Source organism: Nonomuraea sp. NPDC001831 (assembly GCF_042892035.1).
Classification (GTDB): Bacteria; Actinomycetota; Actinomycetes; order Streptosporangiales; family Streptosporangiaceae; genus Nonomuraea.
Genome location: NZ_JBIATU010000004.1, coordinates 68611 through 81346, shown reverse-complemented (window position 1 = coordinate 81346; position 12736 = coordinate 68611). Strand labels below are relative to the sequence as shown.

General features: G+C 75.2%; 15 protein-coding genes. 2 read left to right on the top strand and 13 right to left on the bottom strand.

Annotated features, from left to right (window positions below; all coding sequences use genetic code 11):
* Positions 1-45 precede the first annotated feature (45 nt).
* The 8 genes from egtE to ACFYYW_RS15530 form a co-directional block, all read right to left on the bottom strand.
* The gene (gene egtE / locus ACFYYW_RS15565; protein ID WP_387649088.1) at positions 46-1182 is read right to left on the bottom strand and encodes an ergothioneine biosynthesis PLP-dependent enzyme EgtE; all 1137 of its coding nucleotides are present in this window, start codon (positions 1180-1182) and stop codon (positions 46-48) included.
* Positions 1179-2159, bottom strand: coding sequence for an L-histidine N(alpha)-methyltransferase (gene egtD / locus ACFYYW_RS15560; RefSeq protein WP_352327002.1), 981 nt, complete (start codon positions 2157-2159; stop codon positions 1179-1181). The genes egtE and egtD overlap by 4 nt, the downstream gene beginning before the upstream one ends.
* Before the next feature lie 19 nt (positions 2160-2178).
* Positions 2179-2889, bottom strand: a complete 711-nt coding sequence (gene egtC / locus ACFYYW_RS15555; protein ID WP_352327003.1) for an ergothioneine biosynthesis protein EgtC — start codon at positions 2887-2889, stop codon at positions 2179-2181.
* The gene (gene egtB, locus ACFYYW_RS15550; protein WP_387649084.1) at positions 2890-4185 is read right to left on the bottom strand and encodes an ergothioneine biosynthesis protein EgtB; all 1296 of its coding nucleotides are present in this window, start codon (positions 4183-4185) and stop codon (positions 2890-2892) included. It abuts the gene before it with no gap.
* On the bottom strand, positions 4182-5447 hold the full coding sequence (gene egtA / locus ACFYYW_RS15545; RefSeq protein WP_387649081.1) for an ergothioneine biosynthesis glutamate--cysteine ligase EgtA: 1266 nt from the start codon (positions 5445-5447) through the stop codon (positions 4182-4184). The genes egtB and egtA overlap by 4 nt, the downstream gene beginning before the upstream one ends.
* Positions 5448-5533: 86 nt before the next feature.
* On the bottom strand, positions 5534-5779 hold the full coding sequence (locus tag ACFYYW_RS15540; RefSeq protein ID WP_352327006.1) for a zf-HC2 domain-containing protein: 246 nt from the start codon (positions 5777-5779) through the stop codon (positions 5534-5536).
* A 40-nt stretch (positions 5780-5819) separates the two neighbouring features.
* Positions 5820-6413 (bottom strand): sigma-70 family RNA polymerase sigma factor, encoded by a 594-nt coding sequence (locus tag ACFYYW_RS15535; protein ID WP_352327007.1) that lies wholly within the window; start codon positions 6411-6413, stop codon positions 5820-5822.
* A 230-nt stretch (positions 6414-6643) separates the two neighbouring features.
* Complete coding sequence (locus tag ACFYYW_RS15530; protein ID WP_387649077.1) at positions 6644-7042, bottom strand: VOC family protein; 399 nt, start codon at positions 7040-7042, stop codon at positions 6644-6646.
* Positions 7043-7109: 67 nt separating this feature from the next.
* Here ACFYYW_RS15530 and ACFYYW_RS15525 point away from each other — a divergent pair, with 67 nt between their 5' ends.
* The gene (locus ACFYYW_RS15525; RefSeq protein ID WP_352327009.1) at positions 7110-7598 is read left to right on the top strand and encodes a DinB family protein; all 489 of its coding nucleotides are present in this window, start codon (positions 7110-7112) and stop codon (positions 7596-7598) included.
* A gap of 16 nt (positions 7599-7614) precedes the next feature.
* On the opposite strand, the gene ACFYYW_RS15520 is transcribed toward ACFYYW_RS15525, so the two are convergent.
* Positions 7615-8478: an SMP-30/gluconolactonase/LRE family protein gene (locus tag ACFYYW_RS15520; protein WP_387649073.1), complete on the bottom strand. Its 864-nt coding sequence runs from the start codon at positions 8476-8478 to the stop codon at positions 7615-7617.
* Between the two features lie 37 nt (positions 8479-8515).
* Positions 8516-9427 carry an EamA family transporter gene (locus ACFYYW_RS15515; RefSeq protein ID WP_357981480.1) on the bottom strand — a complete coding sequence of 304 codons (912 nt, stop codon included), beginning with the start codon at positions 9425-9427 and terminating at the stop codon, positions 8516-8518.
* A gap of 76 nt (positions 9428-9503) precedes the next feature.
* On the opposite strand from ACFYYW_RS15515, the gene ACFYYW_RS15510 reads away from it, so the two are divergent.
* Positions 9504-10001, top strand: a complete 498-nt coding sequence (locus ACFYYW_RS15510; RefSeq protein ID WP_387649069.1) for a MarR family winged helix-turn-helix transcriptional regulator — start codon at positions 9504-9506, stop codon at positions 9999-10001.
* Positions 10002-10038: 37 nt separating this feature from the next.
* On the opposite strand, the gene ACFYYW_RS15505 is transcribed toward ACFYYW_RS15510, so the two are convergent.
* From ACFYYW_RS15505 to ACFYYW_RS15495, 3 genes are read right to left on the bottom strand one after another with little or no spacing between them, the layout of a single operon-like run.
* Positions 10039-11286 carry an MFS transporter gene (locus ACFYYW_RS15505; protein ID WP_387649066.1) on the bottom strand — a complete coding sequence of 416 codons (1248 nt, stop codon included), beginning with the start codon at positions 11284-11286 and terminating at the stop codon, positions 10039-10041.
* A gap of 44 nt (positions 11287-11330) precedes the next feature.
* Positions 11331-11810 (bottom strand): Rrf2 family transcriptional regulator, encoded by a 480-nt coding sequence (locus ACFYYW_RS15500; RefSeq protein ID WP_358001181.1) that lies wholly within the window; start codon positions 11808-11810, stop codon positions 11331-11333.
* Between the two features lie 23 nt (positions 11811-11833).
* Positions 11834-12727, bottom strand: a complete 894-nt coding sequence (locus ACFYYW_RS15495; RefSeq protein WP_387649063.1) for a pentapeptide repeat-containing protein — start codon at positions 12725-12727, stop codon at positions 11834-11836.
* Between the last annotated feature and the right edge of the window lie 9 nt (positions 12728-12736).

Below are 12736 nucleotides of genomic sequence, written 5' to 3'. Positions count from 1 at the left end.
TGACGCCCGCCGCTCTGAGGACCGCCGCTCTGACGCCCGCCGGCTCTAACGGCCGTCGAGGACGCGGGCCAGGGCGTCCAGGGTCTCCTGCCGGGTTCCCGGGGGCGGCGAGACGCGCAGCACCGGTTCCCGCAGGTCGAGCGGGGCGCGGGCGACCGGCGCGACGCCCACCAGCAGGCCCGCCGCGGCCGCCGCGGCGGCCGTCCTGGTGGCGTCCGCGCCGCCGGGCGGGCGCAGGGTGACGATGGCCGTCGGCTCGTCGTACGGCTCCACCACCCGCCAGCCGCCCCTGCCGTCGAGCGTGCGCCGGGCCGCCGCGCCCAGCTCGGCGAGGTGCGCGCGGACCGCGTCCGGCCCCAGCGCGTGGTGCTCCAGGACGGCGACGCCGAGGCCGATCCGCGCCGCGACCGCCGACTCGGCGCTCTCGTAGCGCGCGGCGCCGGGCAGCGGCCCGGTGCGCGCCGGGTCCTCCAGCCAGACGTGGCCGCCGAGCGAGGGGGCCGCCGCGTCCATGTCCTCGGTGAGGCCGGGCACGATCAGGAAGCCGACGCCGCGCGGCCCGGCCAGCCACTTGCGGGAGGTGCCGACGTAGGCGGCGGCCCGCGCGCCGGTGACGTCCAGGTGGCCGAGGGACTGGCACACGTCCAGGACCAGGGGCACGCCGGCCTCCCGGCACAGGCGGCCGATCTCGCCGGCCGGCTGCGCGGTGCCCCGGTGGGAGGGCAGGTGCGGCAGGGTGACCAGGTCCAGGCCGCGGCGCAGGGCGGCGGACAGGGCGTCGAGGTCCAGGCGGGCGTCGTCGTCGGCGGGCAGCTCGGCGAGGGTCCAGCCGCGTTCGGCGGCCAGGCGGCGCAGCAGCATGAGCGTGCTGCCGTACTCCGCGCGGGTGAAGCCGACCCGGGCGCCCGGCGGCAGGCGCCAGCCGCCGAGCAGCGCCGCCATCGCGGCCGTGCCGCTCTCCAGGAAGGCGACGTCGGCCGCGTCCGCGCCGGTCAGGGCGGCCAGCGCGGCCCTGGGCGTGCTGAGGCCGGGCACGGCGGCGTACCCGCCGAGCTCGCGTTCGCGCCGCAGGTGCTCGACCGTCGCGGCCAGCGTCCGGTCGCTGGGCACGTTGCAGCCGGCCGCGTCCAGGTGGCCGGGCGGCGCGGCCGAGCGGGCGGCCCGCCAGCATTCGGCGATCACGCCCCGGCCAGCAGCAGCCCGAAGTCGCCGTCGGGGTCGGTCCACGACCGCAGGACGGTGAACCCGGCCGCGGCCAGCTCCTCCCCCAGCGGCTCCAGCCGGAACTTGGCGCTGATCTCCGTCCGCATCTCCTCGCCCGCGGCGAAGTCCACGGTCAGGCCGAGCGCGCCGACCCGCACCCGCATGTCCCGGGTGGCCCGCAGCCGCATCTCGATCCACTCGTTGCGCTGGTCGTACAGGGCGACGTGCTCGAACGCCGCCGGCTCGAACCCGGCCGCCAGCTCCCGGTTGACCACGTGCAGGACGTTCCGGTTGAACGCGGCCGTCACCCCGGCGGCGTCGTCGTAGGCCGCGACCAGCCGCCCGGTGTCCTTCACCAGGTCGGCGCCGAGCAGGAACGTGTCGCCGGGCCGCAGGGTGGCGCGCACCTCCTTCAGGAACACCTCGCGGGCGGCCGGTTCGAGGTTGCCGATCGTGCCGCCGAGGAAGGCCACCATGCGCCTGCCCGAGCGCGGCAGCAGCCGCAGGTGCCGCTCGAAGTCGGCGCACACCGGCCGCACCTCCAGCCCGGGGTAGCGGCCGCCCAGCCGGCGCGCCGCCGCCTCCAGGGTGACGGCGTCCACGTCCACCGGCGTGTACGCGCGCAGCGTGCCCGCCGCGGTGAGCGCGTCCAGCAGGATCACGGTCTTCTCGCTCGTGCCCGAGCCCAGCTCGACCAGCGTGTCCGCGCCGCTCGCGGCGGCGATCCCGGCCGCCCGCGCGCGCAGGATCGTCAGCTCGCGGCGGGTCGGGTAGTACTCGGGCAACCGGGTGATGCGCGAGAACAGGTCGCTGCCCGCCTCGTCGTAGAACCACTTGGGCGGCAGCCACTTGGGCGTGGCCGTCAGCCCGGTCCTGACGTCGTGTTCGAGCGCCTGGCGCAGGTAGCCGGGGTCAAGATGGTTGATCACATGGACGGTCGGCTGGGTGACGGGCACGAGATCCTCCTTGGGAAGGTCACAACGGCTGGACGCGTACGTCGTCCGGCGTGGCGGTGAGCAGGCTGCGGTCGGGTGCCTCCTGCCAGCCCGGCCGGTCGTCCAGGGGCTCGCTGGCCACGTACACGCCGTCCTGGTCGGCGCGGAAGAAGAGGGTGTCGCCCCAGACGGTCGCGGCGAGCGCCGTGCCGTCGCAGGCGAGCAGGTTCAGCCGGGCGGCGGCGTCCTTCTCCCCGGCGCGCACGACGACGTCGGCCAGCGCCGCGGCCAGGCCGAGCCCGGCGCTGCCGCGGGCGAACACGGCGGCGGCCAGCCAGGCCGAGTCGCAGGGGCTCTCGGGCAGGTCGTCGGCCAGGTCCATGACCGCGTCGCGCTCGACCCGGCCGTTGTGGCTGAGCAGCCAGCCGCCCCCGGCGAAAGGCGCGGTGGCGCTCTCCTCCACCGGCATGCCGGTCGTGGCGCACCGCACGGCCGCGATCAGGCAGCCGGAGCGGGCGATCTCGGCGAGCGCGGGCAGGTTGGCGTCGGCCCAGATGGGGATGGCACGGCGGTAGCGCACCGGCTCCGGCCGGGCCGGGTCGTACCAGGCCATGCCGTAGCCGTCGGCGTTGACCGTGCCGTGGCGCTGCCGCCGGGGCGCGTACGACTGGGCGAGCAGGCCGTTCGCCGGCTCGTGGATCAGCGAGGTCAGCGGGCGCGGGGCGCCCAGCCAGGCGGCGTGCCGGCACATCTAGGCCCGCTCGGCGTCGCGGGCGCAGCGGAAGCCGGTGAAGATCTGCCGCCGGACCGGGTAGTCCCAGTTGCGGAACGTCGTCCGCACCGCCGCCGGGTCGGCCGCCCACGAGCCGCCGCGCAGCACCCGGTACTCCTGCCCGAAGAAGACCTCGCTGTACTCCTTGTACGGAAAGCTGCGGAACCCGGGATAGGGCTGGAACCACGACCCGGTCCACTCCCACACGTCGCCGACCATCTGCTCGGCCCCGTACGCGCTCGCCCCGGCGGGGTAGGCGCCCAGCGGGGCCGGCCGGGCCGCCCGGTGACCGAGGTTGGCCAGGTCGGGACGGGGGTCCTCGTCGCCCCACGGGTACTTGCGGGCCCGCCCGGCGTCCGGGTCCCAGCCGCACGCCTTCTCCCACTCGGCCTCGGTGGGCAGCCGCCGGCCCGCCCAGCGGGCGTAGGCGTCGGCCTCGTACCAGCTCACGTGCTGCACCGGCTCGTCCATCGGGACGGGCTCGGCGCGGCCGAAGCGGGTGCGCCACCAGGCGTCGCCCTCGCGGGTCCAGAACAGCGGCGCGGTGGCCCCGCTCTCCTGCCGCCAGCGCCAGCCGTCCGGGTGCCACCAGCGCGGGTCGTCGTAGCCGCCCGACTCGACGAACGCGGCGTAGGCGGCGTTGCCGACGGGCAGCCGGTCGATCCAGTAGGCGGGCAGGTCGACCCGGTGGGCGGGGCGCTCGTTGTCGTAGGCCCAGGGCAGGGCGGCGGTGCCCATCTGGAAGGGCCCGGCGGGCACGTACACCTCGGCGGGGCCGGTGTCGCGGCCCGGCGGCAGGTCGCCGTCGCGGACCAGGCCGGGCTGCCGGGACAGCTGCCAGGTGGCCAGCATCGTCTCGTCGTGCTGGTGCTCGTGCTGGATGACCAGGCCGAACACGAACCCGTCGCGGTGCAGCGGCGCGGCGGCCTCCAGGTCGATCGCGTCCAGCACGTCGAGCACCCGGCCGCGCACGCCGCCGATGTACTTCCTGGCCTCGGCCGGGCCGAGGATCGGCAGGGTGGGACGGTCCTTGCGGGGGTGCTTGAAGGCGTCGTAGATGTCGTCGATCTCGGGGCGCAGCGGCGTGATGCCGGCGGCCTCGCGCAGCACCCACAGCTCCTCGTAGTTGCCGACGTGCGCGAGGTCCCACACCAGCGGCGACATCAGCGGGGAGTGCTGGCGCAGCAGGAGGTCGTCCTCGGCCTCGGTGTAGGTCAGCGAACGGTCGCGCACCGCGGTCAGCTCGGCGGCGATGCGTTCCTTGATGTCGTTCATGCCCGTCCTTCTCCGCTCAGCCAGGCCGGCAGGCGCCGTACCGGGTCCGTCATCAGGTCCATCAGGTCGGCCGCCGGGGAGCGGCCCGCGCTCACGTACCGGGCGGCGAAGCCGGACACGCCGTCGACGAGGCCGGCGGGCGCGCCGAGCCGGGGCAGCGCCTCGACGGCGGCGCGGAAGGCCGCCTCGGCGGCGCGGGCGAGCCGCGGGTCGGTCAGGCCGCACCTGGCGGCCACCTCCGTCAGGCCGGCGACGGGCTCGGCGGCCGACAGGGCGGCGTCGGCGGCGCGGTCGTCGGTGATCAGCGCGTGGGTGACGGCGACGCACACCGGCCAGTCGTCCGGGTGCTGGGCGTCGAGGTAGCGGATCTCCAGCCAGCCGCGCGGCCGGACCGGCGGGAACAGCGTGGTGGCGTGGTAGGCCAGGTCCTCGGGGGTGGGCGGGCGCTCGCCCGCGCCGTCGAGCCAGTCGCGGAAGGTCGAGCCGTCGCCGACCGCGCGGTAGCGGCGCTCGTCCTCGCGGACGAGCATGAGCCGGGCGTCGAGCAGGTACGCCGCCCAGGCCGCCGCCGGGTCGCCGGAGCCGTCGACGGGGGCGGTGCGGGTGGGGTCCAGGTTCTCCCAGACGGCCTGGCGGCCCGACATCCAGCCGCAGGGGCGTCCGCGGCTCAGCGGCGAGTTGGCGAAGGCCGCGATCAGGACGGGCGCGAGCAGCCTGGCGCGCTCCCACCGGACCGCCGGCCGCTCCCCCAGGTCCACGTTGACCTGGACGGACGCGGTCGAGCACATCATCAGCGGCCCGTACGGGCGGCCCAGGAACTCGGCCATGGCGTCGTAGCGCGGCTGGCGGAGCTGCCGCCGGGCCGGGCGCAGCGGGTCGAGCCCCACGCCGCCCAGCACCAGCCCGTCCCGCCCGAGCGCCGCGCGTACGGCGGCCACGTCGGCGGCCAGCCGTCCGATGGCCTCGGCGGGCGGCCCGGCCGGGCCCGACAGCTCGATCTGGCCGCCCGGCTCGTACGTCACCCGGCTCCCGCCGGCCAGCGCCGGGACGACCCGCTCCACCCGGTCCATCGGCACCTGCCGCGCCGGGTCCGCCCGGTCGAAGACCAGGAACTCCAGCTCGGCCCCCACCCGGTCGCCCGGGGCGGGGGCGAAGCACCGGCGTGCGAACTCCTCCACCTCCGGCACGCCCCGGAGCGGCTCGCCGGCCGCTCCCGAGGCGCCGGACCCGCCGGCCGCCGGGCCGGTCATCGCGTGGCGCATGTGCTTACAGACCCGCGAGACCCGCCAGCGTTACACGGAAATCTGATGATCTGCCGAGATTTGCCCTTTTTGCGGCTCTTGGGCCGTCAGCGCTGGTGGCGGCGGGCTCTGAACGCCGACATCAGCCGGTCCCGCGTGCCGTCGGACAACTTGCGCTCCGGCGGCAGCTCGCGCAGGGCCCGGACGGTCTCGCGGAACTGGTCGAGCTGCCGCGCGCAGTCCGCGCAGGCCGCCGCGTGCGCCTCGAACCCCTCGCGTTCGGGCCGGTCAAGAGCGCCGTCAAGGTAGGCGGTGATGAGTTCTACCAGCTCGTCGCACGTGAACCGCTTCACGACGTTGACCGCCTCACCTCTGCACGTTGAACCGTTTAACCTATTCTGACCGCTTCACGGACTGGTAGTAGCCTTCGAGCCGGTCGCGGACCGTGGCTCTTGCCCGGTGCAGGAGCACCCGTTGGTTGGCGGCCGAGATCTCCAGGATCTCGCAAACCTCCTCGGACGTGCATCCCTCCAGGTCACGCAGGGTGATGACGATCCGCTGCCGGGGCGGCAGCCCGGCCAGCGCCTCGCCGATGAGACCGCGCGCCTCCGAGGCGAGCACCGCGCCCTCCGGCGTCGGGCCGTCCTCCTTCTGGGCCGGCTCGGCGGGCGGCTCGAACGCGCTCCACGGCAGCGTCCGGCTCTCCCGCAGGCCGCGTTTCTTGGCGGTGTTGACCAGGATGCGGTAGACCCACGTCTTGACCGAGGAGCGCCCCTCGAAGGCGTCGATGGCGCCGATGACCGCCAGCCACGTGTCCTGCACGACCTCCTCGGCCGAGTCGTCGGTGGACACGTAGGACCTGGCCGCCCGCAACATCCCCCGCGACCAGGTGTCGAGGAGCGCGGCGAACATCGACTCGTCCCCGGCCCGCAGCGCCGCCACGACGACGTCGTCCGGGGGCAGCCCACCGCCCGCGAAAGGCCCCACGATCGTTTCCTCCCGGTCGAGCGTCGGGGACATCATGACATCGGGCCGCGCGTCGTCCACGCCCGGCCGGCCGCCGGGCCCGTGCGGGACGTCATGCTCCAGGCTAGCCCTCGTCTCCTCGCACCTGAAGATCGCACACCGGTCCGCGCCCGCACGTCGTACGGCGGCACCGACAGGGAACCTTCCCCGGCGGCAGCCGTCCAGCCGCGCGGGACCCGGATCGCCGCAGGTCAGTCGCGGTCGTAGTGGCAGACGGCCTCCAGCATGACGCCGTGCGGGTCGAGCCAGAACGCGGCGTGGTACGGCGGCGGGTACTCGGGGAACTCCCTGGGCTCGTGCAGCACCTGCGAGCCGAGCTCCACCGCCCGCGCGTGCGCCTCGGCGACCGCCGACCGGCTGCGCAGCGAGAACGCCAGATGTTGCAGCCCGGTGCGGTGCCGCGAGTAGTCACCGTCTTCCTGCGAGGGGTAGAGGAACAGGTACGTGCCCGGCTTGTCGTCGGCCGGCATGTAGCCGATCTCCTCCTCGCTGCTGAAGAACTCCTTGAAACCGAGGTACGGCAGGAGGGCGTCGTAGTACTCCTTGGCCGCCCGCATGTCGGGGACGTTGATGCCGATATGACCGATCATGCAGGGAGTATCGCGGCCCCCGGCGGGCGACGGCAACGTGTCGGTGCCGCCTGTTACGGTCGCGGGCATGGGAACGGAAGTGCCGCCGTCCGGTGGCGAGAAGGAGAGCCTGCACGCCAGCCTCGACCGCCATCGCGACGTCGTCGTGTGGAAGCTCCAGGGGCTGGGCGAGGAGCAGGTCAGGCGGCCGATGACGCCGTCCGGCACGTCGCTGCTCGGCATCGTCAAGCACCTGGCCGCCGTCGAGTACGGCTGGTTCTGCGCCACCTTCGGCCGCGAGGCCGAGCCGCTGTGGTTCGCCCCCGAGGACGACTTCGCGATCGGCGAGCGGGAGACCACCGAGCAGATCGTCGCCTTCTACGGCCGGGCCCGCGCCGCCGCCGACAAGGCGATCACCGACCTCCCCCTCGACGAGATCGGCACCTCGTGGTCGGGCCGCCGGGTGACCCTGCGCTGGGTGCTCATCCACATGATCGAGGACACCGTGCGGCACGCGGGCCACATGGACATCCTGCGCGAGCTGATCGACGGCGCCACCGGCGACCATCCCCGCTGATCGTCCTTCGCTCCCGTCACAGGGTGGTGGGCAGCACCGGGCGGCCGCGCACGCCGGGGACGGCCGCGAACAGGGCGCCCGCCTCCGGCTGCTCCCGGGCGTCCACCCCGAGCCTCGACGTGGTGACGAACAGCCGGTCGAGGCCGGGGCCGCCGAACGTGACCGCGGTGACCTTGCCGACCGGCAGCTCCACCACGGCGTCGAGCCGCCCGCCGGGGGTGTACCGGTGCACGGCGAACCCCTGCCAGAGCGCCACCCACACCCCGCCCTCGGCGTCGACCGTCAGCCCGTCGGGCGCGCCCTGGGCGGGGTCGATCGTCACGAACGGCCTGCGCCCGGTGAGCCCGCCCGCCGGGTCGTGGTCGAGCACGTCCACCCGGCCGGTGGCGGTATCGGCGTAGTAGGCCAGGCCGCCGTCGGGGCTGAAGTCGAGGCCGTTGGAGACGGTGACGCCGGTGATCACCGGGCTGAGCGCGCCGTCCGGTCCGGCGACGTAGAGCGAGCCGGCTCCGGGGGTCTCGTCGTAGGGCATGCTGCCGATGTAGAAGCGGCCCTCGGGGTCGCAGCCGCCGTCGTTCATGCGCACGCCGGGGTCGCTCCACGCCTGGCCGAGCGGGCGCAGCGGCGCGTCGAGGTCGTCGGAGCCGGCCAGCAGCAGCTCGCGTTCGCCGGCGACCACGTAACCGCCGGACACGCGCGGGCGCAGCGCCGCGGCGACCGGGCCGACGTGCCGCCGCCGCACGCCGCCGGAGTCGTCGAGGGCGAGCACGTCGCCGGCCAGCATGTCCACCCACCGCAGCCCGCCCCAGCGGGCGCACCACACGGGCCCCTCGCCGTGCTCGGCCACCGGCCCTGTCACGGGGTACGCCTGCACGCTCATCCCGGCCTCCTCGGCCCGATCCTAGCGGCGGACGCGATCATCGTTTCCCGCCCGCGGGCACGGGGGCCTCCAGCGGCTCCGGCGCGGCGCGGTGCCGTACGGGCTGGAGCTGCGCCACGAGCAGGGCGGCGAGCACGATCACGGCGCCGGCCACCTGCGCGAGCGTGAGCCGCTGGCCGAGCACCAGCCAGCCGAGCGCGGTGGCGACGACGGGGCTGAGCAGCCCGAGGAAGGTGACCTTGGTGGCCGACAGCTCCCGGATGCCCCGGAACCACAGGGTGTAGGCCAGGGCCGAGCCGATGATCGCGAGGTAGGCGTACCCGGCGAGGTTCTCGCCGGTCAGGTGCGCCGGCGGCGGCCCCTCGACCAGGAACGTCACCGGGGCGAGCAGCAGGCCGCCGGCCGTGAGCTGCCATCCGGTGGTGGCCAGCAACGGCGCGGGCGACTTCCAGCGCTTGCTGAGCACGACCCCTACCGCCATCACCACCGCGCCGCCCAGCGCGGCGGCCACGCCGAGCAGGTCGAGCCGGGCGTCGGCGCGCAGCACCAGCAGGCTCACCCCGGCCACGCCCGCCGCCGCGGCGAGCGCGACGCGCCAGGTCAGCCGCTCCCCCAGCAATCCCGCCGACAACAACGCGACCAGCAGCGGCTGGATGGCCCCGACGGTGGCGGCCACCCCTCCGGGCAGCCGGTAGGCGCCCACGAACAACAACGCGAAGAACAACCCGATGTTGAGCGCGCCGAGCACCAGGGCACGCCACCACCAGTTCCCCTGAGGCAGCCGGCGGGTGATCGCGATCAGGATCAGCCCCGCCGGCAGGGCGCGGATCAACGCGGCGAGCAAGGGGCGGCCGGGCGGCAGCAGTTCGGTCGTGATCAAATAGGTGGTCCCCCAGATGGCGGGGGTGAGGGCGGTCAGCAGAACGGTTCCCGTTCGATTACTTAGCACTAAGACAAATTAACCGAACGCCGACGTTCCGGCCAGGTGATTTTCCTCACCGCTAAGACACTTGTAGGCTGCCAGGGTGGCTGACCAGGTCGACTACATCCTCAGGCAGTGGCACGAGCAGCGCCCTGACCTGGACGTCTCCCCCATGGCGGTGATCGGGCGGCTGTCGCGGCTGTCCCGGCTCATCGAGGCCGAGCTGGGCCGTACGTTCGCCGGGCACGGGCTCGACCGGGCCTCGTTCGACGTGCTGGCCACGCTGCGACGCAGCGAGCCGCCCCACCGCCTGACCCCCGCCGCCCTGATGCGCGCCTCCATGGTCACCTCCGGAGCCGTCACCCAGCGGCTCGACCGGCTGGAGTCGCGCGGGCTGGTGCGGCGCACGCCCAGCGACTCCGACGGACGCGGCGTGCACGTGACGCTCACCGCCGAGGGGCTCGCGCTGATCGACCGCGCGCTGCCCGACCATCTGGCGACCGAGCAGCGGATGCTGGCGGCGCTCACCGGGCAGCGGCGCGAGGAGCTCGCCGCCACCCTGCGCGACCTGCTCGAATCCCTCGGCGACAACACCTCCTGACCCGACCCCCGCCACCGCCCGGCGCGGGTCGGGCCGGTCAGTGCGGGGTGGCGCCCGCCGATCTGGTGGCCAGGGCGAACAGCAGGGCGGCGGCCGCCAGCGCCGCGCCGGTCGCGTACGTGAGGGCCGCGCCCGACGGCAGCGTGAGCCCGCCGAGCAGCGTGCCCGCGCCGATCCCCGCGTAGATCGCCGAGGAGTTGAGCGAGACCACCAGCGGCGCCTCCCCGGGCGCGGCGGCGATGAGCCGGTGCTGCTGCGGCGGCGTCTGGCACCAGCTGCTCGCTCCCCACGCCAGGACCAGCACGCCGACCAGCGCCACAGTGCCGACCGTGGTGCCGACCGCGGCGCCGGGCGTGGCGCCGGCCCCAGGGCCGACCGGAGTGCCGTCCGCCGCGCCGGCCGCCACCATCCAGGCGAGCAGCCCCAGGCTGACGGCCATGACCAGGTACGCGACCGGCAGCACCCGGTGCGCGCCCCACCGGTCGGTGGTGTACCCGGCGGCCAGGTTGCCGAGGACGGCGCCGAGCCCGTACAGGAACAGCATGCCCGCCGTCCCCTCCACGCCCACGGCGCGCAGGGCGGGCACGCTGTAGGCGTACACCGTGTAGCTGGCCGCCATGCCGAGCACGGTGAGCGGCAGGATGGCCGTCACCGCCGGCCGCCTCAGCACGTCCAGCCTGGCGCGCAGCGGCACCCGAGGCGCGCCCGGCAGCACCGGCATGATCGCGTACACCCCGGCGGCGACCGCCAGGCAGGCCACGGCCACCGCACCCAGCGCGTACCGCCAGCCGAGCCGTTCGCCGGCCAGGTCGCCGAGCGGCACGCCGAGCGCCGTCGCGACCGTCAGCCCGCCCACCACCACGGCCAGCGCCCGCGCCCGCAGCTCGGGCCGCACCAGGACGGCCGCCACCGCGCCCGCGCCCGGCGTGTACGCCGCCGCCGCGGCCGCCGCCAGCACCCGGCTGACCACCAGCACGGGGAACGACGGCGCCAGCGCCGACCCCAGGTTGGCCAGCCCGAGCACGACCAGCGCCGTCACCAGCAGGGCCCGCCGCGGCACCCGCGCGGCGACGGTGGCCAGCATGGGCGACGACAGCGCGTACGCGACGGCGAACACCGTCACCGACTGCCCGGCCGCCCCCTCGGTGACCTCCAGCGACGCGGCCAGGTCCGGCAGGAACCCGGCCACCACGAACGCGTCCGTGCCCACGGCGAACGTCCCGAGCGCCAGTACCAGCGTCGGGGCGAGGCCACGGGACTCCGTCTTATTCGGGACATTCAACATCCCGATTCTCCTTCCAGGTGTGCGCCCGGCGGGCGGGGTCGAGTTCAGCCGCGAAGGCGTTCGTAGTGGCGGCGCGCGCGGTCGGGGGCGTTGGCCGGAGCCGCGTCCATGAGGTCGGCGACCGTCTGGGCGGCCAGCTCGCGCCGCCAGGCGAGCTCGGCCCGGCGCATGGCCGCCGCGACGCCGCACGGGTGCGCGAACTCGCGGGCGGGCGCCTCGGCCCCCGCGCCGCGCTGCCGGATCTCGGTGCACCTGAACGCCTCGTCGGGGCCCTCGACCGCGGCGACGACGTCCATGAGCGTGATCCGCGCGGGCGGCCTGGCCAGCCTGAACCCGCCCTGCGCGCCCGGCACCGAGGCCAGGATGCCGGCGCGGACCAGCGCCTGGAGCCGTTTCTTGAGGTAGACCGGCGGCAGCTCGAACAGCGCCGCCAGCCGCCCGGTGGGCAGCGGGGCCTCGTCCTCCAGCCACGCCAGCACCAGGCAGCAGTGGAGCCCCCACTCGACGCCTTCACCCATGCGCATGAAAGGGGATACTACATGTCCCTTTAGGGTCGGCCGCGCCGGCCCCGCCCGCCGCGGGATCCGGCCCTGCCGCGCCGGGCGCGCGGCTCCGGCTCCGCGGCGGCGGACGTCCAGTGGGCGGGGCGGGTCAGGGCGGCGGGCAGCCGCGTGGCGGGGTCGCCCTTGGCGGCGTTGACCTGGGCCTGGGTGAGGAAGACGCAGCCGGTGAGGTCGGCTCCGGACAGATCGGCGCCCCGCAGGTCGGCGCCGATCAGGTCGGCCAGGCGCAGGTCGGCCCCGCGCAGGTTCGCGCCGATGAGGTAGGCGCCGCGCAGGTTGGCCGCGCGCAGGTCGGCGCCCTTGAGGTTGGCGCCGATCAGGTCGGCGCCGCGGTGCTCCCTGCCCCGCCGACCGGCCCTGACCAGCTCGCTCGTACGCAGCAGCAGCGTGTTGACCTCGCCCCGGTGGGCGGCCACGTCGAGCCGCTCCAGGACGCCGGGGCTCTCCCGGGTCAGGCGCTCGGTCTCCTCGTACGCCGCCCGCAACTCGGGGACGAGCTCCGCGGCGGCGTCGAGGGTCAGCGCCTCGGCGAGGTACCACAGCAGCTCGTGGAGCTGCCGCATGACCGGGAACACGGCGAACATCTGCCCGGACGTCTCGGGCGCGGCGCGCCAGTCGCGGCCCTCGAAGGTGACCTGGGAGACCTTCTGCCCGGCGCCGAAGCAGTCGAAGACGGTGCAGCCGGGGAAGCCGCGCTCCCGGAGCTGGGCGTGGATGCCGCAGCGGAAGTCGTCGCGCAGGTTGACGCAGGGGCGGCCGGCGTCCTTGGCGACGGCGAAGTCGGCGGAGGCGGCGAACGGCAGGGCCACGCAGCACAGGCCGAAACAGCTCTCGCAGTCGGCCAGCAGGCCGAGCTCGCGCGGGGTCCTCTCGGGCAACGCTCTCCT

Coding starts and splice junctions, on each gene's coding strand:
- egtC (WP_352327003.1), bottom strand. CDS start 2,889: ATGTGCCGGCACGCCGCCTGGCTGGGCGCCCCGCGCCCGCTGACCTCG.
- egtB (WP_387649084.1), bottom strand. CDS start 4,185: ATGAACGACATCAAGGAACGCATCGCCGCCGAGCTGACCGCGGTGCGC.
- egtA (WP_387649081.1), bottom strand. CDS start 5,447: ATGCGCCACGCGATGACCGGCCCGGCGGCCGGCGGGTCCGGCGCCTCG.
- ACFYYW_RS15530 (WP_387649077.1), bottom strand. CDS start 7,042: ATGATCGGTCATATCGGCATCAACGTCCCCGACATGCGGGCGGCCAAG.
- ACFYYW_RS15525 (WP_352327009.1), top strand. CDS start 7,110: ATGGGAACGGAAGTGCCGCCGTCCGGTGGCGAGAAGGAGAGCCTGCAC.
- ACFYYW_RS15520 (WP_387649073.1), bottom strand. CDS start 8,478: ATGAGCGTGCAGGCGTACCCCGTGACAGGGCCGGTGGCCGAGCACGGC.
- ACFYYW_RS15505 (WP_387649066.1), bottom strand. CDS start 11,286: ATGTTGAATGTCCCGAATAAGACGGAGTCCCGTGGCCTCGCCCCGACG.
- ACFYYW_RS15500 (WP_358001181.1), bottom strand. CDS start 11,810: ATGCGCATGGGTGAAGGCGTCGAGTGGGGGCTCCACTGCTGCCTGGTG.